21 protein-coding genes are annotated in these 20,841 nt (G+C 70.0%); 10 read left to right on the top strand and 11 right to left on the bottom strand.

What is annotated here, in order from left to right; translation table 11 throughout:
- Positions 1 to 21: 21 nt before the first annotated feature.
- Positions 22 to 276: a DUF2631 domain-containing protein gene (locus A5695_RS24205; RefSeq protein ID WP_068088435.1), complete on the bottom strand. Its 255-nt coding sequence runs from the start codon at positions 274 to 276 to the stop codon at positions 22 to 24.
- A gap of 77 nt (positions 277 to 353) precedes the next feature.
- On the opposite strand from A5695_RS24205, the gene dxr reads away from it, so the two are divergent.
- The 10 genes from dxr to A5695_RS24155 all read left to right on the top strand — a co-directional run bounded on the left by dxr (position 354) and on the right by A5695_RS24155 (position 11,638).
- Positions 354 to 1,550 (top strand): 1-deoxy-D-xylulose-5-phosphate reductoisomerase, encoded by a 1,197-nt coding sequence (gene dxr, locus A5695_RS24200; RefSeq protein WP_068088431.1) that lies wholly within the window; start codon positions 354 to 356, stop codon positions 1,548 to 1,550.
- A gap of 19 nt (positions 1,551 to 1,569) precedes the next feature.
- Positions 1,570 to 2,793, top strand: a complete 1,224-nt coding sequence (locus A5695_RS24195; RefSeq protein WP_068088428.1) for an RIP metalloprotease — start codon at positions 1,570 to 1,572, stop codon at positions 2,791 to 2,793.
- Positions 2,794 to 2,809: 16 nt separating this feature from the next.
- Complete coding sequence (gene ispG, locus A5695_RS24190) at positions 2,810 to 3,976, top strand: flavodoxin-dependent (E)-4-hydroxy-3-methylbut-2-enyl-diphosphate synthase (protein WP_068088425.1); 1,167 nt, start codon at positions 2,810 to 2,812, stop codon at positions 3,974 to 3,976.
- Positions 3,977 to 4,026: 50 nt separating this feature from the next.
- Entirely contained in the window at positions 4,027 to 4,881 is an 855-nt protein-coding gene (locus A5695_RS24185) for a GNAT family N-acetyltransferase (protein WP_068088422.1), read from the top strand.
- A 150-nt stretch (positions 4,882 to 5,031) separates the two neighbouring features.
- Complete coding sequence (locus tag A5695_RS24180) at positions 5,032 to 6,846, top strand: penicillin-binding transpeptidase domain-containing protein (RefSeq protein WP_068088419.1); 1,815 nt, start codon at positions 5,032 to 5,034, stop codon at positions 6,844 to 6,846.
- Between the two features lie 212 nt (positions 6,847 to 7,058).
- The gene (locus A5695_RS24175) at positions 7,059 to 7,670 is read left to right on the top strand and encodes a DUF1707 domain-containing protein (protein ID WP_068088416.1); all 612 of its coding nucleotides are present in this window, start codon (positions 7,059 to 7,061) and stop codon (positions 7,668 to 7,670) included.
- Positions 7,671 to 7,680: 10 nt separating this feature from the next.
- Positions 7,681 to 8,538, top strand: a complete 858-nt coding sequence (gene map, locus A5695_RS24170) for a type I methionyl aminopeptidase (RefSeq protein WP_068088542.1) — start codon at positions 7,681 to 7,683, stop codon at positions 8,536 to 8,538.
- Between the two features lie 14 nt (positions 8,539 to 8,552).
- Complete coding sequence (locus tag A5695_RS24165; protein WP_068088412.1) at positions 8,553 to 10,064, top strand: cobyric acid synthase; 1,512 nt, start codon at positions 8,553 to 8,555, stop codon at positions 10,062 to 10,064.
- 129 nt (positions 10,065 to 10,193) lie between these two features.
- Positions 10,194 to 10,745 (top strand): alpha/beta hydrolase, encoded by a 552-nt coding sequence (locus A5695_RS24160; RefSeq protein WP_068088408.1) that lies wholly within the window; start codon positions 10,194 to 10,196, stop codon positions 10,743 to 10,745.
- A 137-nt stretch (positions 10,746 to 10,882) separates the two neighbouring features.
- A complete protein-coding gene (locus A5695_RS24155) occupies positions 10,883 to 11,638 on the top strand; it encodes a gamma-glutamyl-gamma-aminobutyrate hydrolase family protein (RefSeq protein WP_231974961.1) in 756 nt (251 codons plus the stop codon).
- A 6-nt stretch (positions 11,639 to 11,644) separates the two neighbouring features.
- Here A5695_RS24155 and A5695_RS24150 read toward each other — a convergent pair whose 3' ends face one another.
- The 10 genes from A5695_RS24150 to A5695_RS24105 all read right to left on the bottom strand — a co-directional run bounded on the left by A5695_RS24150 (position 11,645) and on the right by A5695_RS24105 (position 20,838).
- Positions 11,645 to 12,535, bottom strand: coding sequence for a PPE family protein (locus tag A5695_RS24150; RefSeq protein WP_068088405.1), 891 nt, complete (start codon positions 12,533 to 12,535; stop codon positions 11,645 to 11,647).
- Positions 12,536 to 13,214: 679 nt separating this feature from the next.
- Positions 13,215 to 14,123: a PPE family protein gene (locus A5695_RS24145; protein ID WP_068088402.1), complete on the bottom strand. Its 909-nt coding sequence runs from the start codon at positions 14,121 to 14,123 to the stop codon at positions 13,215 to 13,217.
- A gap of 217 nt (positions 14,124 to 14,340) precedes the next feature.
- On the bottom strand, positions 14,341 to 14,724 hold the full coding sequence (locus A5695_RS24140) for a hypothetical protein (protein WP_082946272.1): 384 nt from the start codon (positions 14,722 to 14,724) through the stop codon (positions 14,341 to 14,343).
- 181 nt (positions 14,725 to 14,905) lie between these two features.
- Entirely contained in the window at positions 14,906 to 16,045 is a 1,140-nt protein-coding gene (locus A5695_RS24135) for an alkaline phosphatase family protein (RefSeq protein ID WP_068088396.1), read from the bottom strand.
- 21 nt (positions 16,046 to 16,066) lie between these two features.
- A complete protein-coding gene (locus A5695_RS24130; RefSeq protein WP_255398694.1) occupies positions 16,067 to 16,816 on the bottom strand; it encodes a DUF6390 family protein in 750 nt (249 codons plus the stop codon).
- Entirely contained in the window at positions 16,813 to 17,943 is a 1,131-nt protein-coding gene (gene hypD, locus A5695_RS24125; RefSeq protein WP_068088393.1) for a hydrogenase formation protein HypD, read from the bottom strand. The genes A5695_RS24130 and hypD overlap by 4 nt, the downstream gene beginning before the upstream one ends.
- A gap of 67 nt (positions 17,944 to 18,010) precedes the next feature.
- Positions 18,011 to 18,283 (bottom strand): HypC/HybG/HupF family hydrogenase formation chaperone, encoded by a 273-nt coding sequence (locus tag A5695_RS24120; protein WP_068088390.1) that lies wholly within the window; start codon positions 18,281 to 18,283, stop codon positions 18,011 to 18,013.
- A gap of 40 nt (positions 18,284 to 18,323) precedes the next feature.
- A complete protein-coding gene (gene hypE / locus A5695_RS24115; protein ID WP_082946271.1) occupies positions 18,324 to 19,436 on the bottom strand; it encodes a hydrogenase expression/formation protein HypE in 1,113 nt (370 codons plus the stop codon).
- A complete protein-coding gene (locus A5695_RS24110) occupies positions 19,433 to 20,110 on the bottom strand; it encodes an SIS domain-containing protein (RefSeq protein WP_068088387.1) in 678 nt (225 codons plus the stop codon). Before A5695_RS24110 ends, hypE begins: the two co-directional genes overlap by 4 nt.
- Entirely contained in the window at positions 20,107 to 20,838 is a 732-nt protein-coding gene (locus A5695_RS24105; protein ID WP_068088384.1) for a HypC/HybG/HupF family hydrogenase formation chaperone, read from the bottom strand. Before A5695_RS24105 ends, A5695_RS24110 begins: the two co-directional genes overlap by 4 nt.
- Between the last annotated feature and the right edge of the window lie 3 nt (positions 20,839 to 20,841).

The raw sequence follows: 20,841 nt of genomic DNA, 5'->3' as shown, positions 1-20,841 counted from the left end.
GCCGCCGAAGGCGGGTAGCGCCTACCTGATCCAGCCGCGCCGGCGGCCCCACAGGTCGCGGACCAGGGCGACGAGCACCAAAGCGGCGAACCCGATCAGGAACCAGTTCTCGACGTGGCCGACGTGGTTGCCGCGCAGCATCGCCAGCAGGAACCCGAAGATGACCAGGCCGGTGATGTGCCAGGTGCGGTGGTTGATCCTGCTCCAACCCCACGCCGCCGACGGCACCTCAACGGTGTCGACGCCGGTGAACTGTTCCACCTCGGTACTGGCCACGGTGAGTCCCTTTCGTGATCGGCTGGTAGGGAGATTCTGGCACACCGGTTGCGGGATCGAGCGGGCACAATGAACGAGTGACAATCGCGACACCCGAGCGCCGCCTGCGCGTGCTGGTGCTGGGCAGCACCGGCTCGATCGGCACCCAGGCGCTGGAGGTGATAGCGGCCAATCCCGACCGCTTCGAGGTGGTCGGCCTGGCCGCGGGCGGCGGCAACCTGGACACCCTGCTGCGGCAGCGCGCCGAGACCGGCGTCACCAACGTCGCTGTCGCCGACGAACGCGCGGCGCAGATCGCCGACGTTCCCTACCGCGGCCCCGAGGCGGTGACCCGTCTGGTCCACGACACCGAGGCCGACGTCGTCCTCAACGCGCTGGTGGGCGCGCTGGGCCTGCGGCCGACGCTGGCCGCGCTGGAATCGGGCGCCCGGCTGGCGCTGGCCAATAAGGAATCCCTGGTCGCCGGGGGCCCGCTGGTCCTCGAGGCGGCGCGCCCGGGTCAGATCGTGCCCGTCGACTCCGAACACTCGGCACTGGCCCAGTGCCTGCGCGGCGGCACCCCCGAGGAGGTCGCCAAGCTGGTGTTGACGGCCTCCGGCGGGCCGTTCCGCGGCTGGACCGCCGCCGAGCTCGAGGGCGTCACCCCGCAACAGGCGGGTGCCCATCCGACCTGGTCGATGGGTCCGATGAACACCCTGAACTCGGCGTCGCTGGTCAACAAGGGTCTCGAACTGATCGAAACGCACCTGCTGTTCGGCATCGACTACGACCGCATCGAGGTCGTCGTGCACCCCCAGTCGATTGTTCATTCGATGGTCACCTTCGTCGACGGCTCGACCATCGCCCAGGCCAGCCCCCCGGACATGAAGCTGCCCATCTCGCTGGCCCTGGGCTGGCCGGCCCGGGTTCCCGGTGCGGCGGCCTCTTGCGACTTCACCACCGCCTCCAGCTGGGATTTCGAGCCGCTGGACAGCGAAGTCTTCCCCGCCGTCGAGCTGGCCCGGTATGCCGGCCAGACGGGCGGCTGCATGACCGCCGTGTACAACGCAGCCAACGAAGAGGCCGCCGAGGCGTTCCTGCACGGCCGCGTCGGGTTCCCGGCCATCGTCAAAACCATCGCGGACGTGCTGCACGCCGCCGACCAATGGGCGGTTTCACCCGCTAACGTGGATGAGGTACTAGACGCGCAGCGCTGGGCGCGGGAGCGCGCGCGACGCGCCGTCGCACACGCACGGCCCACCGAGGCCTCCGTCAAGGCCTCCGGAATGGTGTGAGAAAGGTCCTGCAGTCCAGATGATGTTCGTTATCGGCGTTGTGCTGTTCGCCCTCGCCATCCTGATCTCGGTGGCCCTGCACGAGTGCGGCCACATGTGGGTCGCCCGCGCCACCGGCATGAAGGTCCGCCGCTATTTCGTCGGGTTCGGGCCCACGCTGTGGTCGACGCGGCGCGGCGAGACCGAATACGGCCTCAAGGCCGTGCCGCTGGGCGGCTTCTGTGACATCGCCGGCATGACCTCGGTCGAGGAACTGGCGCCCGACGAAACCGACCGCGCGATGTTCAAGCAGGACGCCTGGAAGCGCGTCGCGGTGCTGTTCGCCGGTCCGGGCATGAACTTCGTCATCTGCCTGGTGCTGATCTACGGCATCGCCCTGGTTTGGGGGTTGCCCAACCTGCACCCGCCGACCAGGGCGGTGGTTGGTGAAACCGCTTGTGTCGCACCGGAAGTGGCCCCTGGCAAGATCGCTGACTGCACTGGACCCGGTCCCGCCGCGCTGGCCGGGATCCGCGCCGGCGACGTCGTAACCAAGGTCGGCGACACCCCGGTGTCCACCTTTGAGGACATGGCCGCCGCGATCCGCAAGCTGCACGGCACCGTCCCGGTCGTCGTCGAGCGTGGCGGCAACACGATCACCACCTACGTCGACGTCACGCCCACCCAGCGCTTCCTGAGCAATGGGCCCAATGGGCAGGGCGGGCAGGCGGCTCCGTCGACGGTCGGCGCCATCGGCGTCGCCGCCGTCAAGCTCGCGCCCGCGCGCTACGGCGTGTTCTCCGCGGTGCCGGCGACGTTCGCGTTCACCTGGCAGCTGACCGGCGAGGTGGGCAAGGCGCTGGTCACCATCCCCACCAAGGTGGGCGCCCTGGTACATGCCATCGGCGGCGGGCAGCGTGACCCGCAGACCCCGATGAGCGTGGTCGGCGCCAGCATCATCGGCGGCGAGACCGTCGACCATGGGCTTTGGGTGGCGTTCTGGTTCTTCCTGGCCCAGCTGAACCTGATCCTGGGCGCGATCAACCTGGTGCCGCTGCTGCCGTTCGACGGCGGCCACATCGCCATCGCGATGTTCGAAAAGATCCGCAACCTCGTCCGGTCGGCCCGCGGCATGGTCGCGGCCGCACCGGTGAACTACCTCAAGCTGATGCCCGCCACCTACGTGGTGCTGGTGTTCGTGGTCGGGTACATGTTGCTGACCGTGACCGCTGATCTGGTCAACCCGATCAGGCTTTTCCAGTAGCTAAGGAACTATCACAGTGACCGTTGGCCTGGGCATGCCGGACGCTCCGGCGCCCACGCTCGCCCCCCGCCGCAAGACGCGCCAGCTCATGGTTCGCGACGTCGGCGTGGGCAGCGACTCTCCGATTTCGGTGCAGTCCATGTGCACCACCAAAACCCACGACGTCAACACGACGCTGCAGCAGATCGCGGAGCTGACCGCCGCGGGCTGCGACATCGTCCGGGTGGCCTGCCCGCGTCAGGAGGACGCCGACGCGCTCGCCGAGATCGCGCGGCACAGCCAGATCCCGGTGATCGCCGACATCCACTTCCAACCGAAGTACATCTTCGCCGCGATCGACGCGGGGTGCGCCGCGGTGCGGGTAAACCCCGGCAACATCAAGGAATTCGACGGCCGGGTCGGCGAGGTCGCCAAGGCCGCCGCCGCGGCCGGCATCCCGATCCGCATCGGCGTCAACGCCGGCTCGCTGGACAAGCGGTTCATGGAGAAGTACGGCAAGGCCACCCCCGAGGCCCTGGTCGAATCCGCGCTGTGGGAGGCCTCGCTGTTCGAGGAGCACGGCTTCGGCGACATCAAGATCAGCGTCAAGCACAACGACCCCGTCGTGATGGTCGCCGCCTACGAACAGCTGGCCGCGCAGTGCGACTACCCGCTGCACCTCGGTGTCACCGAGGCCGGCCCCGCTTTCCAGGGCACCATCAAGTCCGCGGTGGCCTTCGGCGCGTTGCTGTCGCGGGGTATCGGCGACACCATCCGGGTGTCGTTGTCCGCGCCGCCGGTCGAAGAGGTCAAGGTCGGCATCCAGATCCTCGAGTCGCTGAACCTGCGGCCGCGCGGGCTGGAGATTGTGTCCTGCCCGTCCTGCGGACGCGCGCAGGTAGACGTCTACACCCTGGCCAATGCGGTCAGCGCCGGGCTGGACGGCCTCGACGTCCCCCTGCGGGTCGCGGTGATGGGCTGCGTGGTGAACGGCCCCGGCGAGGCCCGCGAGGCCGACCTGGGCGTCGCGTCGGGAAATGGCAAGGGGCAGATCTTCGTTCGCGGCGAGGTGATCAAGACCGTGCCCGAGGCGCAGATCGTCGAGACGCTCATCGAGGAGGCCATGCGGTTGGCCTCGGAGATGGGAACCGATCACGGTCCTGACACAACGTCCAGCGGTTCGCCGATCGTGACCGTAAGCTGATGGGGTCCGGTTTCCCGGTCCTTTAGTTCGCAGCACAGAGAGTTCGCCAGATGTCGGCTCCGCCCCTGTTCCGCCTTGTCGGCGAGCGACGGGTGTCGGTGGTGCGCGACGCCGCCGCCGTCTGGCGGGTGTTCGACGAGGATCCCGTGGGCTCGTGCATGGTCGCCGCCCGCGTGGCGGATCACGGCATCGATCCGAATTCGATCGGTGGCGAATTGTGGACGCTGCGCGGCGCGGAGGAATCGCTGTGCTTCGCCGGCGCCAACCTGATCCCATTGCGCGGCGCGCTGGATGACCTGAACGCCTTCGCCGACGAGGCGATGAGCGGGACACGGCGCTGTTCGTCGCTGGTCGGCCGGGCCGACCTGGTGATGCCGATGTGGGAGCGGCTCGAGTCGGCCTGGGGCCCCGCGCGTGATGTGCGTGACAACCAGCCGCTGCTGGCGCTGTCCAGCTTCCCGGACTGCGACATCGACACCGGGGTCCGCCAGGTCCGCCCCGAGGAGCTGGACGCCTACCTGGTGGCCGCCGTCGACATGTTCATCGGCGAGGTGGGCGTCGACCCGCGGGTCGGAGACGGTGGCCGCGGCTATCGCCGGCGGGTGGCCAGCCTGATCGCGGCCGGCCGGGCGTGGGCTCGCTTCGAGCAGGGCCAGGTCGTCTTCAAGGCCGAGGTGGGCTCGCAGTCGCCGGGCGTCGGCCAGATCCAGGGCGTGTGGGTGCACCCCGAGTGGCGGGGCCTGGGGCTGGGCACCGCGGGCACCGCGACGGTCGCCGCGGTGATCGTGGGCAGCGGGCGCACCGCCAGCCTCTACGTGAACAGCTTCAACAGCGTGGCTCGCGCCGCGTACGCCCGGGTCGGCTTCGCCGAGGTGGGCACGTTCGCGACGGTGCTGCTCGACTGAGCCGCCTCGCGAATGTGCGGCTGGCCGCGCACTCGGCGGCGGCGAAGCTGCGGCTGGCCGCACACTCGGCTGGACGCCCGCGTTACATCACGGTCCGATCTCGGTGTGTCGACGCCGGTGCGACAGCCGCGCTTCATAACATCTGTACCAATGGTCACAAAAACCCCACTGGTAATCGTGGCGGCCGGATTGCTGCTTGCGGCCCTCGCGATGTCCGGGTGCACCCCGCGGCCCGACGGCCCCGGCCCGGCGGCCGAGAAGTTTTTCGCCGCCCTGGCGATCGGAGACACCGCCACGGCCGCCCAGCTCAGCGACAACCCGAACGAGGCCCGCGAAGCGCTCAACGCGGCGTGGGCGGGGCTGCAGGCGAGTCACCTCGACACGCAGATCCTCAACGCCAAGTACGCCGAGGACACCGGCACGGTCGGCTACCGCTTCACTTGGCACCTGCCCAAGAATCGGACCTGGACCTACGACGGCCAGCTGAAGATGGCGCGCGACGAAGGCCGCTGGGAGGTCCGGTGGACCACCACCGGCCTGCACCCCAAACTGGGCGAGCACCAGACGTTCGCGTTGCGCGCCGACGCCCCGCGGCGCGCGTCGGTCAACGAGCTCGGCGGCACTGACGTGCTGGTGCCCGGCTACCTGTACCACTACACGCTCGACGCCACCCAGGCCGGATCCGGAGCCGCGCTGATCGGCACGTCGCACGCGATCGTGGACGTCTTGCATCCCTTCAACGGCACCCTGAGCGACCCGCAGTTGCTCGCCGAGCAGGCCAGTGCGGCGACGCAGCCGGTGGACCTGGTGACGTTGCATCCCGACGACAACGACAAGGTCTTCCCGGCGATCGGACGGCTGCCCGGCATCGTCGTCACACCCCAGCCCGAGATCCTGCCGACCGACCCGCATTTCGCCCCGGCGGTCATGGCCGAGGTGAAGAAGGCCGTCGTCGACCAGCTCGACGGCGAGGCGGGCTGGCGCGTGGTCAGCGTCAACCAGAACGGCGTCGAGGTCGAGGTGTTGCACGAGGTGGCGGGTTCGCCGGCGCCGTCGATCTCGATCACGCTGGACCGGGTGGTGCAGAACGCCGCCCAGCGCGCGGTGGACACCCGCGGCGGCAAGGCGATGATGGTCGTGATCAAGCCGTCGACGGGGGAGATCCTGGCGATCGCGCAGAACGGGGGCGCCGACGCCGACGGCCTGGTGGCCACCACCGGCCTGTTCCCGCCGGGGTCGACGTTCAAGATGGTGACCGCGGGCGCCGCCGTGGACCGCGACATGGCCACCCCCAACACCATGCTGGGCTGCCCGGGCCATCTCGACATCGGGCACCGCACCATCCCCAACTACGGCGGCTTCGACCTCGGGGTGGTGCCGATGTCGCGGGCGTTCGCCAGTTCCTGCAACACCACCTTCGCCGAGCTCAGCAGCAAGATGCCGCCCCGGGGCCTGACGCAGGCGGCCAGCCGGTACGGCATCGGGCTGGACTATCAGGTGGACGGCATCACCACGGTGACGGGGTCGGTGCCGCCGACGGTCGACCTCGCCGAGCGGACCGAAGACGGCTTCGGCCAGGGCAAGGTGCTGGCCAGCCCATTCGGGATGGCCCTGGTGGCGGCGACCGTCGCCGCAGGCAAGACGCCGACGCCGCAGCTGATCGCGGGCCGGCCGACCGCGGTGCAGGGCGATACCACGCCGATCAGCCCGAAGATGGTGGACGCGCTGCGGCCGATGATGCGGCTGGTGGTGACCAATGGCACCGCCAAGGAGATCGCCGGCTGCGGCGCCGTCTACGGGAAGACCGGTGAGGCCGAGTTCCCGGGCGGATCGCATTCCTGGTTCGCCGGGTACCGCGGCGACCTGGCGTTTGCGTCGCTGATCGTCGGGGGCGGCAGCTCGGAATACGCGGTCCGGATGACCAAGGTGATGTTCGAGTCGCTGCCGCCCGACTTCCTGGCCTAGCGCCGCTCGCAAGCGCGGCGTTTGCGCCGGGCGCGGCGGGGCGGCGCCATCTGGCCTAGCCGCTCGCGAGCGCGGCGTTTGCGCCGGGCGTGGCGGGGCGGCGCCATTTGGCCTAGCCGCTCGCGAGCGCGGCGTTTGCGCCGGGCGTGGCGGGGCGGCGCCATCTCGCAAGCGCCCGGCCCCCGGGGCCGCTTCGGCGGTAAATTGCGAACATGACGGATCCCGGCGGCGACATGGTGGCATTGCGGGTCTCCGACGCCGACCGCAACGGCACGATGCGGCGACTGCACAACGCCGTTGCGCTCGGGCTGATCGATATCGACGAGTTCGAGCAGCGCTCGTCGCAAGTGTCCTACGCCCGGACGCGGGGCGAGCTGGACGGGCTGGTCGGCGACCTGCCCGGGCCGGGCGCCATCGTCACCTCCGCGGCCGACCGGGTGGAACTGCGCGGCTGGGCCGGCTCCCTGAAACGCCACGGCGAGTGGACGGTGCCCACCCGCCTGGCGCTGGTCCGCCGGCTGGGTTCGATCGAACTCGACCTCACCAGGGCGCGGTTCGCGGGCCCGGTGGTGGTCATCGAACTCGACATGCGGGGTGGTTCGGTGGACATCCGGCTGCCCGACGGGGCGAGCGCGTCGATCGACGACGTCCAGGTCTATGTGGGCAGCGCCCGCGACCGCCGCAAGGACGCCCCGGGTGAGGGACGGCCGCATGTGATCCTGACCGGGCGGGTGGTGTGCGGCTCGGTCACCATCCGGGGACCGCGGCGCTCGCTGATCCGTGGCCGTCTCGACGGCCCGCATCGTGGGCGGGCGCGCGGTTAAGCTGGTCGGCATGCCTGCTCGCACCGCGCTTTCCCCCGGAGAGTTGTCCCCGACTCTGCCGGTGCCCGGCCGCATCCCCCGCCCGGAATACGCCTGGAAGTCCAGTGTGCGCGAGGGCAGCGAGCCGTGGGTGCAGACGCCGGAGGTGATCGAGAAGATGCGGGTCGCCGGCCGGATCGCGGCCGGCGCGCTGGCCGAGGCTGGCAAGGCCGTGGCCCCCGGGGTGACGACCGACGAACTGGACCGGATCGCCCACGAGTACATGATCGACCACGGCGCCTACCCGTCGACGCTGGGTTACAAGGGCTTTCCGAAGTCGTGCTGCACGTCGCTCAACGAGGTCATCTGCCACGGCATCCCCGACTCGACGGTGATCGCCGACGGCGACATCGTCAACATCGACGTCACGGCCTACATCGACGGGGTGCACGGCGACACCAACGCGACGTTCCTCGCCGGCGACGTGTCCGAGGAGCACAGGCTGCTGGTGGAGCGCACCCGGGAGGCGACGATGCGCGCGATCAACGCCGTCAAGCCGGGACGGGCGCTTTCGGTCGTCGGCCGCGTCATCGAGGCGTACGCGAATCGGTTCGGCTACAACGTGGTTCGCGACTTCACCGGTCACGGCATCGGCACCACGTTCCACAACGGCTTGGTGGTGCTGCATTACGATCAGCCGTCGGTGACGACCATCATGCAGCCGGGCATGACGTTCACGATCGAACCGATGATCAACCTGGGAAGCCTGGACTACGAGATTTGGGACGACGGCTGGACCGTGGTCACCAAGGACCGCAAGTGGACCGCGCAGTTCGAGCACACCCTGCTGGTGACCGACACCGGCGTGGAAATCCTCACTTCGGTATAGCAGGCCGTGAACCCTTGAGCGGGGCGCTGCTGGTCGCCGGCACCAGCTCCGACGCCGGAAAGTCGGTGGTGGCGGCGGGCCTGTGCCGGTTGCTGGCGCGCCGCGGCGTTCGGGTGGCGCCGTTCAAGGCGCAGAACATGTCCAACAACTCCGTGGTCACCGTCGAAGGCGGCGAGATCGGCCGGGCGCAGGCGCTGCAGGCGCGTGCGGCGGGGCTGGAGCCCAGCCTGCGGTTCAATCCGATCCTGCTCAAACCGGGCAGCGATCGGACGTCGCAGCTGGTGATCCGGGGCCAGGTCGCCGATTCGGTCACGGCGGCAAGCTATGTGCAGCATCGGGACCGCCTCGCGGGGATCGTCGCGGACGAATTGGCCTGCCTGCGTGACGAGTTCGACGTCGTCATCTGCGAAGGCGCCGGCTCGCCGGCCGAAATCAATTTGCGTGCCACGGATCTGGCCAACATGGGACTGGCGAGGGCCGCGGAGCTGCCGGTGATCCTGGTCGGTGACATCGACCGCGGCGGGCTGCTCGCCCACCTGTTCGGGACGGTCGCTGTGCTCGATCCCGACGACCAGGAGCTGATCGCGGGCTTCGTGGTCAACAAGTTCCGCGGCGACCCCGCTCTGCTGGAACCCGGGCTGCGGCAGTTGCAGGCGATGACCGGGCGCCCGACCTACGGGGTGCTGCCGTACGCCGACGAGCTCTGGCTGGACGCCGAGGACTCCCTGTCGGTGGTTGCGCACCGCGTCGTTGGCACACCGGCGCCGCCGCGTGGGCGCGAGTGGCTGCGGGTGGCCGCGATCCGGTTGCCACGGATCTCCAACTCCACCGACGTCGAGGCGCTGGCCTGCGAACCGGGCGTCATCGTGCGCTGGACCACCGACCCCGCCGCCCTGGCCGACACCGACCTGATCGTGATCCCTGGCAGCAAATCCACCGTCGCAGACCTCGCTTGGCTGCGTGACCGCGGGCTGGCCGACGCGATCGGCGCGCACGCCGCGACCGGCAAGCCGGTGCTCGGTATCTGCGGGGGCTTCCAAATGCTGTGCCGGCGCATCGACGACACCGTGGAATCCGGGGCGGGCGAGGTCACCGGGCTGGGGCTGCTGAACGCGGATATCGCTTTCGGCGAGGCCAAGGTTCTGCGCCGCTGGCCGCGGCCGCTCGCCGGCTACGAAATCCGTCACGGCCGGGTGTCGCGCAGCGCCGAGGAGAGCTGGTTCGGCGCGGAGGGCGGGCGCGACTGCGAACCGCACGGCCTCGTGCGGGGAGCGGTCTTCGGCACCCACTGGCACGGCCTGCTCGACAACGACGATTTCCGCCGCGCGTGGCTCACCCGCGTCGCGGCCGCGGCGGGCCGTGGCGGGTTCGTCGTCGCCCACACCGACGTCTCCGCGCGACGCGGCGCTCAGCTGGACACGGTCGCCGATTTGCTGGCAGGCCATCTCGACATCGACGCGGTTCTCGGCTTGCTCGACGGTCCGCCGCCGCGCCGACCGCGTATCGCAACCCGGTTGCGGCCGTAGGGTGTTCACGGACATGTGCAGGCACGGCAATCGAATTTACGGCGACGCAAGACCCGTTGGGTGCGCACGGAATTCGACAAATCCTCGCGCGCGCAGGCCGGTCCACTGTAGCGTGCGTTAGTGCCCTCAATGATGACCACGCTCGACGGGTTCCCCGTCCCGGTAGCGGTGGCTGGTCCCGAGCAGGGCGTCGTGGTGGTCATCCTGGGGGACGAGAATCGAGTTCCCGCCGCGTACGACGCGGTATGCGAGCGCCTGCACACGGCATCGATTCGGACCGTCGTGATCGGCCTCGACCCGCGCCTGACCCCCAAGTCGGTGATCGGCATCCTCGACGCCCTAGGGATCGGCTGGGCCGTGGTGGTCGGCGACCGCGCCGGCGGCGACGTGGCCTGGGAATTGGCGGCGACGAAGCTGGGCCGGTTCGTGGGCCTGGTCGTGATCGACCGTGGGCACCCGCGGGCCGCCGACCGCGATGGCGTTGTTCGCGACGGCCACTGCCCGCCGGTGGAGATCGGCACCACCGTGCTGGTCAGCTCCCCGGCGGCGCGCGCGGTGGCCCGCGCCAGCCAGCAGTATGTCTACGCGGAATACCGCGTGGTGCACCTGGGCAGGCGCACGGTGCAGGAGTCGACGGCACAGTGGGCCGCCGAAATCGTGTTGCGCACCAGTACCTGGTAAGTCCCTGCGCGCCGAATACCCCACTCGCACAAGCACTCTGCCCGCAGCTTCGCGCGCGTGCGGCACCGATCGGTCTGGGGCGGTACCGTGTCGAGCGGAGCCCGGAGTGCCTGCGCTGAGCGGTTGCTCGACATGAAATCGGGAGAGGACGCGCGGTTGTGAACGCCCCTGGTCGCCCGGTGGTGGGCCTGACCTCATACCTGGAGCGGGTCCGGACCGGGATCTGGGAGATGCCCGCGGGCTACCTGCCGGCCGATTACTTCCAGGGGATCGTCATGGCCGGCGGGGCCGCGGTGTTGCTGCCACCGCAACCGGCGGAACCGCAGATCGTCGGCCCGGTCCTGGACGGCCTGCACGCGCTGGTGATCACCGGTGGCTACGACCTGGATCCCGCCGGGTACGGCCAGCAACCGCATCCGAGCACCGATCCGCCGCGCGCCGACCGCGACGCCTGGGAGTTCGCGTTGTTGCGCGGCGCGCTGGGCCGCGGCTTGCCGGTGCTGGGCATCTGTCGCGGCGCGCAGGTGCTCAACGTGGCGCTCGGCGGCACGCTGCACCAGCACCTGCCCGACATCGTCGGCCATGACGGGCATCGGGCGGGCAACGGGGTTTTCACTAAATTGCCGGTGCGCACGGTTGCGGGTAGCCGGCTGGCCGCCCTGGTGGGGGAGTCCACCACCGCGCAGTGCTACCACCATCAGGCGATCGACAAGGTCGGCGAGGGCCTCGTGGTCAGCGCCTGGGACTGCGACGGAGTGGTCGAGGCGCTGGAGCTGCCCGGAGACAGCTTTGTCCTTGCGGTGCAATGGCATCCGGAACAGTCCCTGGACGACACCCGCCTGTTTGCCGCGATCGTGGACGCCGCACGGTGGTATGCGCAGCGCGCGGGCTGAGCGCGGCTAGGCGACCGTGCCCGGGCGGACCGCGGGCGGCGCCGCGGCCGCCGCCCACGCCCGGGGCGCCGACAGCGTCCCGACCGACGTTGCGTGGCCGACCGCCACGGTGATCGTCGTGGCGGGTGCCACACGCCGATTGGGCAGCAGGCATTGCAGGGCTGCCGCCTTGTTGAGCGAATTCAGGTGGGCGATCGCGACACCCGAGGGCGCCGTCAGAGAGCTCAGCTTCGACAGCGGGCAGGTCGCCGACGCGAGGGAGACATCGAGCGTGGCCAGCGGCGACGAGGACAGCGCCCGCAGCGCGCCGGGGACTGCGGAGATCAACTGCGTGCCCGCGGCCACGACCTCCGGCACCGAGTCCAGCGCCCACGTGCCGTGGGCCTCTCGGCCGGGCGGCAAGGTGAACGGGGTAATGGCCGCGGCGTCCGCCGAGGCCTCGGCGTAGGCGTACACGGCCGCGTTGCCCTGGGCCCACATCCGTTCGTACTCGGCCTCGGTGTCCGCGATCGCGGGACCGGCCAGGCCCAGCGGGTTCGCCAGGATCAGCGACCGGCGCAGCACGCGGTTGGCGGCGATCGTCGGCGGCGGCACCGTCGACGCCAAGGCCGTCTCGTGGGCACGGGCCGCCGCGGCGGCCTGGGCGGCCGCCTGCTCGGCCCGCACCGCCGTGGCGCTGAGCCATTCGACATGGGATGCCGCGCCTTCCGGCGCGGGTGCGGGTCCCTCCCAGCCGGCCACCAGCTTCGAGGTCACCGCCCGGTAATCCGCGACCGCGGTGTGCAGCCGAGTGGCCAGCCGGGCCCAGGCGGCCGCGGCTTCGGTCATCGACCCCGAGCCGGGGCCGTCATGGAGCTGGCCGGATACGACTTCGGGTGGGAGCGTGCTGAAATTCATAGCTGTCTCTGCCTAACGACGGCGCTCTGAGCCCACCGAACATGGGCTCTTTTGTTGGGACGTAGGCGTGGGGGTTACGGGCCTACTTGCACCCGCGGCAGTGCGACGACGGCGGTTGCCGCGGCTTGTCGAGCCTTCAGCAACGAGCGACGCAGAGCTGCGTCAACAGATCCCAGTGCAGTGGCACCGCCCCGGGGGCACGCGACGGGGAGCGGGGTAGCCGAAATGCGTCGGCCGCAAACGAATTCGGTAACGGTGAGCCCATCGACGGTGGTGACGAGCGCGCCCACGTCGGCGGTCGATCCCGCGTCATCCACGCGTTCCTGGTGGTGCCGTGATGCGTAGGCGCGGAGTCAGTTGAAATCCATTGTGCCGCAAGGCTCGTGGTGCGGGCATGTCCCCGCGCCGGGTCAACCCCGGAATGCGCGGCTTCGTGGGACACGGCCAGGTGCGCCGGCCCGACGCCGGAGACCGCCGTCCCGCGCGACGCCCACCCCGCGGTCACCGCGCACAACACGCACAGCGCCGCAACGATCGCGATGGCTGACCGCCATCGCCGATTTCTAGGGGCGCCTCCGACTGTCACAGTGGCCCGAACTTACAACACGAGGCTTGGCTGCCAACGCGTGCGAGCTGTGAAAACGATCAAAGTCCGTTGTGGGTTTCACGATCGCTCGACCTACGTGGCGCCGGGGTGAAATTGGCCACTGGCCCATCGATCACTCGCGGTGCCGGCATCGGGCGACGCGGCGGCTGCCGGGTTCGGCTGTGCGGCCGGCAGCCACGCCCGCGGCACCGATACCGCCCCGATCGAGACGCCCCGTCCGAAACCGGCCAGCACCGCCGCGCGCGTACCCGTGGCGCCCTTCGCCGCGCCGGCGATGGCCACCGCGATCGGGACGCTGGCCGCTCTGGCGAACCCGGTGCGCAGGGTACTCAACGTGGATAACGGCGACGACATCGACAGCATCGCTGTACGGAACCGCCACGACGACGCCGAAGACAGTCCGTCCAGCGCGGCGGGCAGCTTCGAAATTAGTTCACCGCCAGCCGATACCACGTCGTTCGCGTCGACGACGCCGGGCGGGGAGGTGAAGGGCGTCATGGTCGAGGCCGCGGCCGAGGCGTTGGCGTAGGCGTACATGGCGGCGGCGTTCTGCGCCCACATCTGATCGTAGTGGGCCTCCGCGGCCGCAATCGCCGGCATGTTCTGCCGCAAGTGGTTGGTCGCGGCCATGGTTTTGCGCAAACTCCGGTTGGAAACAATGGTTTCCGGCGGCACGGTCGCGGCCAACGCCGACTCGTAGGCGCCGGCGGCTGCGGCGGCGCGAGCGGCGGTTTGCTCGGCTAACTCCGCGGTGGCGCGCAGCCACGTTATGTAGGGCGCCGTCGTGGCGCCCATTTGCACCGCCGCGGGGCCACGCAACCCGTCCAGCAACCCCGCGGTGATGAGGTACTTGGTCGCGGTGTCGCGGAGGCGATCGGCCAGCCGCTGCCAGGTGGCCGCGGCCGCCACCAGTGATCCGGCGCCGGGGCCGGAAAACATTCGCGCGGTGTTGATTTCCGGGGGTAGCGTCCCGTAATCCATGTCTATCTAGACCTCGGGCGGGTCGTCACCGAGTTAGGGCGTGTGGCGGGGTTGGCTGCAAACATGACTTCCTTGCTTGGGGTAGCGACCGACTCTAATCATCGGTGAGCGGGGTAATCCGCGCATGCCGAGCGGCTTGGGCCCTCGGGCTAACGCGATCGGCTTCTGGCCGGCGCGCGGCGCCAGGCCGAAAATGATGGCTGGATTTAGGCGCCGCTCAGCGACGGGACACGCAAAGCATGGTCAAAAGTTGAGCTGCAACGACGGTCGAGGGCGCGCGCGAGGAGCACGCCTCGATGGGCCGTTGCGCTCCCGTGGCCGACGCGAACGACGACAACGTCCAGGCCGACCGCGGCGCGGACAACGAAAAGGTCGTCGGCCGGTCGCGCTTCAGTCCCGCGCTCTTGAAGGCCTTGTCGTCGTTGATGGTGGAGCCGAAGTCCGGATGGGTCCGCGATGCCGAGATGTCCCCGAATTGCGCCGGCCCGGTGGCGGCGGCCGACACCGAGACGGGCTGCGGTGGGCCGGCCTGCGTCGCGACCTGCAACGCCCAGAACCCGAATGCAGCGGCGAAAAGGGACAATGCGGCAACTACGGCCACGGCCGACTGGCGTCGTGGCCGTCGTGAAGATCTGCCTGCACCGCGGTAAGTCACAGTGCCGCCACCGTAACAGGATGTGCGCGCGCCAGCCCGGCCGGGATCCTTTGAAAAAGCGTAAAGGTAGCGCAAATTCGGCTGTGACCGCCTCGCCGGCGGCCAGCGACGGGTCTGCATGCAGCGACTAGTGGTCGGCGGCAGGGGATTTGAACGCGATGAGGGGAATGGCCATCTCGGCAGGCGTCGCCGCACCGTGAAAGCCTATGAGGCGCGCCGATTCCGGCGGCTCGTGTCCCGTTGCCAGCACGGCGGCATCACCGGTGCAGACGGCGACGACGTCACCGATTCGCAGCAGGTGCGCCGGGTTGACCGGTCCGAAAATCCCGGTCGCCACGGCCTGCTCGCGGCTGTAGATGCGCGCACGTCCGTCGAGGATTTCGCTCCAGGTGGCCTGGACGTCCGCCGCCGCGCCCGGCTGGGTGTGCAGGTAACGGACCCGCGGCTCGCCGGCGACCACGCGGAGCCCCGCGCCCAGCCGCGGGTCGGTGTCGAGGTCGAACCGCGCGCCGGGGGGAACGTTGAATCCGCCGTGGTCGGCGGTCACCAGCAGCGCCGCGGTCGGGGGGAGCGCCTCGACCAGCCGGCTCAGCAGCGTGTCGACCTGGGCGGCCGCCTCGTGCCATTGGGACGACCCGACGCCGAATGCATGGGCCGCGGTGTCCAGGGTGGCGGTGTAGCCGTAGACCAGTCCCGGCCCCGCACGCAGCTCGTCGGTGAGCCGCTGCGCGTTGTCGTCCGTCGGGTGGACCGGGCGGAATTCGGCGCCCCGGTACGCCGCGTCGGTCAGCCCGCTGCCGATGAAAGCGGCCGGCAACACCGCCCGCGCGCTGACGCCGGCCCGGTTGAGCCGTCCGAACCAGGTCGGTAGCGGCTGCCACTCGGCGTGCGGGGGGTCGTCGCGCCAGAGGATGTGGTTGATCACCCGATCCGAGCCGGGAACATTGAGTGTGAAGCCCAGGATCCCGTGCTCGCCCGGCTGCGCCCCGGTGCCCATCGACACCAGGCTGGTCGGGGTGGTCGACGGGAAGGTGCAGCTGAGCTCCGTGAGCCGGCCTACCTGGCCCGTCGCCACCTCGGCGAGCAGCGGCGCGCTGCCGGCCAGCTCGCCGAGCAGGTGCCATCCCAGGCCGTCGACCAGCACGACCGCGACGCGATCGACCTGGTCGGCGCCGACCCACTCGGCCAGTCCCAGCTTGTCGACGGTGCCCGGCGCGCCGAGGAGCGCGCCGGCGGCGGGCAACACGTCGCAGAGGGAACGGGGCATGGGGGCCAGTCTGGCACGAAGTTAGACACGCGCCAGTCGCCGGCTCGTCAGGCGCAGCTGCCGATCGGTCGCGTCGGCCAGCGCTCGGACCTGCCCCGGCGAGAGCCGGCCGCACAGCCGCCCCCAGTGCAACGCGACGTCGTCACCGGCGGCCACGTCGGGCACGGCGCTGTAGCCGTCGGTCCAGACGTCGACTGACCGTGGCGACGGTTCGGACAGCGCGAGCGCCTCCCCGTCGAGCGCCAGTCGCCGGCACCGCACCTCGATCCGGTCGTGGTCGCGGGTGAGCACGGTGCCCCAAGTGATGCGGCAGTTATCCAGCACGGTCAGCGGATGCTCGTCCATGCCGCGACCCAAAAACCGGGTCCACGGGTACACGCCGAACACGTGGAAGCTGTGATTGGCGGCGGCCTCGCGGGCGAGGTCCGCCGTCAGGTGCGACCAGTAACGGCCCGCTTGCGGGCCGATGATCGCGAGCAACGCGTCGAAGAATCTTTGGGGTTCCAGGTCGGCCCCGACGCCGCCGCCCAGCCAGTACGACTCGACGAGCCGGTAGTCCAGCGGGTCGGCGATCCCGGTCAGCTCGGACAGTACCCGCAGGTATGGCCAGGCCCCGGAGAACTTGGTCGCCGCTCGGCGCACCTCGTTGTGCGAACCGTCGCGCAGGGTGGCGCCCAGCGGGGGCCCGCAATAGCCCAGCGCGTTGGGCGCGTGGGCGTAGCGGGCGAACATCTCCACGCCGCGCTGCGAGCCGCTGGTGTCACCGGTCAAGCGCGCCCCACCAGCTTGACGGCGTCGCGGTGCAACCGGCCGAAGTTGTAGTAGGCCGCACAGGCCCCCTCGGGGGACACCATGCATGTGCCGATTGGGGTCTCCGGGGTGCAGGCGGTGCCGAAAACCTTGCATTCCCAAGGCTTCAGCACACCCTTGAGCACCTCGCCGCACTGGCACGCCTTGGGGTCGGCGACTCGCACGCCCGGCATCGAGAATCGTAACTCGGCGTCGAATTCCGCGAAGTCGTCGTGCAGCCGCAGCGCGCTCTGGGAGATGAAGCCCAGGCCACGCCATTCGAAGTGGGGACGCAGCGCAAAGACCTTGCCCATCAACGCCAAAGCGGCCGGGTTGCCGCGTTCGGGTACCACGCGGGTGTACTGGTTCTCCACCTCGCAGCGGCCCTCGCGGATCTGGGTCAGCAGCATCGCGACCGCGGCCAGGATGTCCAGCGGTTCGAAGCCGGCCACCACCAAGGGTTTTCGGTACACCTCCGGCACGAACCGGTAGGGGCGGTTGCCTACCACCGTCGACACGTGCCCGGGACCGATGAACCCCGACAGCCGCAGGTCCGGCGATTCCAGGATCGCCTTGATCGGCGGGACGATCATCACGTGGTTGCAGAACACGCTGAAATTGGTCAGCCCCATGTCACGCGTGCGCACCAGGGTCACGGCCGTCGACGGCGCGGTGGTCTCGAACCCGATGGCGAAGAACACCACGTGCTTGTCGGGATTGTCGAGCGCGATCTTCAGCGCGTCCAGCGGCGAATAGACGAACCGCACGTCGGCGCCGCGCGCCTTGGCGTCCAGCAGGCTGCCGTTCGAGCCGGGCACGCGCATCATGTCGCCGAAGCAGGTGAAGATCACGTCGGGCTGGCCGGCCAGCCACATCGCATCGTCGATGCGGCCCATCGGAATCACGCAGACCGGACAGCCCGGGCCGTGCACCAGTTCGACATTCTCGGGCAGCAGGTGCTCGATGCCGTGCCGGTAGATCGTGTGCGTGTGCCCGCCGCACACCTCCATGAACTTGAACTGCTCACCGTCGGTGCCCGCCAACCGTCCGATGGCGCCCAGCAACTTTCGCGCCGCGGCCGGATCGCGGAACTCGTCAACGAATTTCATTGTGCGCTTCCCCTTTCCGATGATGGACCGACCCCGCCCCGACCCTTCGGACCGCATCGTCGTCGGGCTAGATGATCGACGACGAGTCGAACGCTTGGATCTCGGTGTCGTAGGCGTCGCCGAGTTTCTGGACGGCGGCCAGGGTGAGCAGGGCCTCGGTCTCGTCGATCTTGGCCATCGCGAACCCGACGTGGACCAGGACCCAGTCGTCGGGTTCGGGCATGTCGGCCTCCAGTAGCCGGACGCTGATGGTGCGCTGCACGCCGCTGACGTCGACCTTAGCCAGATAGTTGGCGGGATCGGTGATCTCGACGATCCGGCCCGGAATTCCAAGACACATGTGCGACCTCCCTCCTTTTGTCGTGACGACCCCCGGCGCCCTAACAGATCCGCGGCAGGGGATCGCCGACGAGCATGTCGACGATCCGCGTGCCGCCGAATCCGGTGCGCAGCACCACGCTTTCGGCCGGTTCGGTGACGATTTCCCCGACCTCGGCCGCACCGGCGCCCAGCGGATGCGACCGCAGCGCGGCCAGCCCGGCCGCCGCCTGCTCCGGAGCGACGACGGCGATGAACTTTCCCTCGTTGGCGACGTAGAGCGGGTCGATGCCGAGCAGCTCGCAGGCGCCGTTCACCGTGGGCGCCAACGGAAGCCGCTCCTCTTCGAGCAGCACGCCGAGGCCACAGGCCTGGGCCAGTTCGTTGCAGACGGTGCCCACCCCGCCCCTCGTCGCGTCACGCATCCACCGGGTCGACGGGGCGGCCGCCATCAACAGTTCCACGAGGGGGCTGACCGACGCGGTGTCGGACGCGACGTCGGCCTCGATGGCCAGGTCGCCGCGCGCCAGCATGACCGCCATGCCGTGGTCGCCCATCGACCCCGACAGCAGCAGCTTGTCGCCCGGCCGCACCGCCGCCGCCGACAGCTCGCGTCCCGCCGGAATGACACCGGCCCCGGCGGTGGTGACGAACACGCCGTCGGCGGCGCCCCTAGGCACCACTTTGGTGTCGCCGGTGACGATCCGCACGCCCGCGGCGGCGGCCGCCGCCGCCATGTCGGCGACGATCTCCTTCAATTCGGCGATAGGCAAACCCTCTTCGAGCACGAACGCCGCCGAGATCCACGACGGCACGGCGCCGACCATCGCGAGGTCGTTGCAGGTGCCGTGCACGGCGAGCGCGCCCAGGGAGCCGCCGGGAAAGCGTCTGGGTTGCACCACGAACGAATCGGTGGACATGGCCAGGCGTTCGCCGCCAGGCAAGGTCAGGATCGCGCTGTCTCCGAGCGACTCCAGCAGCGGGTTGCGGAACGCTTCCACGAACACGGCGTCCACCAGCGCCGCGGAAGCCTTGCCGCCCGCGCCGTGCGCCAGCGTCACGTGGTCGTCGAGCAGGCGGGGTCGCCGCCTGCGGAACGATTCGATCCGCTCGATCACCTCACCCTCGGCGAAGCGTGGCCCCGACGAAAGGTATTCACCCGCCTGATTTTTCACGCCGCCCCCAGACCCTGCTCGCCGCGGAGATGTTGATGCACGCTCAGCCATAGCCTGTAGCCGAGCAGCGCCTGCGATTCCTGGATCCGGTGCACGCTTTGCGAACGAACGACGAAGCACGCGTCCACATCCGAGTTGTTGGCGAACGCGCCGCCGTCGTAACCGGCGAATCCGATGGTGTACAGGCCACGCTGGTGCGCCTCGGCCAGCGCGGCGAGCAGGTTCGGCGAGCCGCCGCTGGTCGACATCGCGATCGCGATGTCACCGACGGTCGCGCGGGCGATCAACTGGCGGGCGAACACCAACTCGAATCCGACGTCGTTGCCCAGGGCGGTCAGAATCGCCTGATCGGTGGTCAGCGGCCAGGCGGGTAACGGCTTGCCGGCCGGCGGCCGGGCGAACAGCCGTGCCAGCGTGGTGGAATCGGTGCAGCTGCCGCCGTTGCCGAAGGTGAACATGCGCCCGCCCGCGGTGAAACGGCGCGCCAGCTCGGCGGCGGCCCCACCGAGCAGTGCGGCGTTGGCTTCCAGCGTCGAGCGCCGCAGCGTCAGGCTCTCGGCCGCCTTGGCCTGCGCCGACGCGGCGAGGTCGGCCAGCAGCGTGGCGGGATCGTCTTCCTGGGCGTCGATGAAGGGGTACAGGAAGTTGGTGGGCTCGTCGGCGTCGCGGCTCATCGGTCCTCCTCGGCCAGTCTGCCGATCGCCATGCCGGCGTGCACCAGCATCAGGTCCCCGGCGGCGACCGGTTCGATCAGCGTGGTCACCACGGTCTCCACGCCCCGCGCGGTGCGCACGACGGCATGCCCGTCGGCCGACGCCGTCACCGCCTCGCCGGGGCGTCCCTCGTCGCTGCAGGTCACGCAAACCGACTCGGCGCGTTCGGGTTTGAGCAGGCCGGGGTGCTCGAAACAGACGTGGGTCAGTTCCCACAGCAGGTGGTAGAACAGCACGAAGCCACCGGTCGCGGGCACGCGCGGATCGGGGTCGTCGAGCCACAGCACGTGATCCGCTGCGCTCGCTTTGAAGCCCCCCTGCGGGCGGCGTTCGCCGCTGCCGATCCAGATCGTGGTGGCCCCCCAGGCGGGCGCGCGCCGCATCACCGAGCGGACCTGTGCCTCCTCGGCCCCGGAAACCGCGACCACGATGTCGCCGGGGCGCACCGAGACCCGCACCAGGTCCACCAGGTCGGGTCCGGTCAGCGCCACCGCGGGCAGCGCGCGTTTGCCCATGATCACCGGGTGGACGAATTCGACCGCGATGTGCAGCGCATGCGGTTCCCACGACGGTGCGATGGACCACATAGTGGCGCCGGCGGCGAAGCGCTTGGCGAGTGTGAATGCGGTGGCGGCGAGGTCTTCGGCCAGTTCGGCGCCGAGCCCGCGATCGATCGCCGTGGTGGTCATGGT

The sequence above is a fragment of the Mycobacterium sp. E1747 genome (assembly GCF_001667775.1).
In the GTDB taxonomy this organism is placed as follows: Bacteria; Actinomycetota; Actinomycetes; order Mycobacteriales; family Mycobacteriaceae; genus Mycobacterium.
The sequence above is the reverse complement of the archived record's forward strand: the minus strand, read 5'-3'. Positions and strand labels throughout refer to the sequence as shown.

Excerpts from the sequence above, each read along its gene's own strand:
- A5695_RS24195 (WP_068088428.1), top strand. The coding sequence starts at position 1,570 with ATGATGTTCGTTATCGGCGTTGTGCTGTTCGCCCTCGCCATCCTGATC.
- A5695_RS24185 (WP_068088422.1), top strand. The coding sequence starts at position 4,027 with ATGTCGGCTCCGCCCCTGTTCCGCCTTGTCGGCGAGCGACGGGTGTCG.
- A5695_RS24180 (WP_068088419.1), top strand. The coding sequence starts at position 5,032 with ATGGTCACAAAAACCCCACTGGTAATCGTGGCGGCCGGATTGCTGCTT.
- A5695_RS24175 (WP_068088416.1), top strand. The coding sequence starts at position 7,059 with ATGACGGATCCCGGCGGCGACATGGTGGCATTGCGGGTCTCCGACGCC.
- map (WP_068088542.1), top strand. The coding sequence starts at position 7,681 with ATGCCTGCTCGCACCGCGCTTTCCCCCGGAGAGTTGTCCCCGACTCTG.
- A5695_RS24160 (WP_068088408.1), top strand. The coding sequence starts at position 10,194 with ATGATGACCACGCTCGACGGGTTCCCCGTCCCGGTAGCGGTGGCTGGT.
- A5695_RS24150 (WP_068088405.1), bottom strand. The coding sequence starts at position 12,535 with ATGAATTTCAGCACGCTCCCACCCGAAGTCGTATCCGGCCAGCTCCAT.
- A5695_RS24145 (WP_068088402.1), bottom strand. The coding sequence starts at position 14,123 with ATGGATTACGGGACGCTACCCCCGGAAATCAACACCGCGCGAATGTTT.
- A5695_RS24135 (WP_068088396.1), bottom strand. The coding sequence starts at position 16,045 with ATGCCCCGTTCCCTCTGCGACGTGTTGCCCGCCGCCGGCGCGCTCCTC.
- hypD (WP_068088393.1), bottom strand. The coding sequence starts at position 17,943 with ATGAAATTCGTTGACGAGTTCCGCGATCCGGCCGCGGCGCGAAAGTTG.
- A5695_RS24120 (WP_068088390.1), bottom strand. The coding sequence starts at position 18,283 with ATGTGTCTTGGAATTCCGGGCCGGATCGTCGAGATCACCGATCCCGCC.
- A5695_RS24110 (WP_068088387.1), bottom strand. The coding sequence starts at position 20,110 with ATGAGCCGCGACGCCGACGAGCCCACCAACTTCCTGTACCCCTTCATC.
- A5695_RS24105 (WP_068088384.1), bottom strand. The coding sequence starts at position 20,838 with ATGACCACCACGGCGATCGATCGCGGGCTCGGCGCCGAACTGGCCGAA.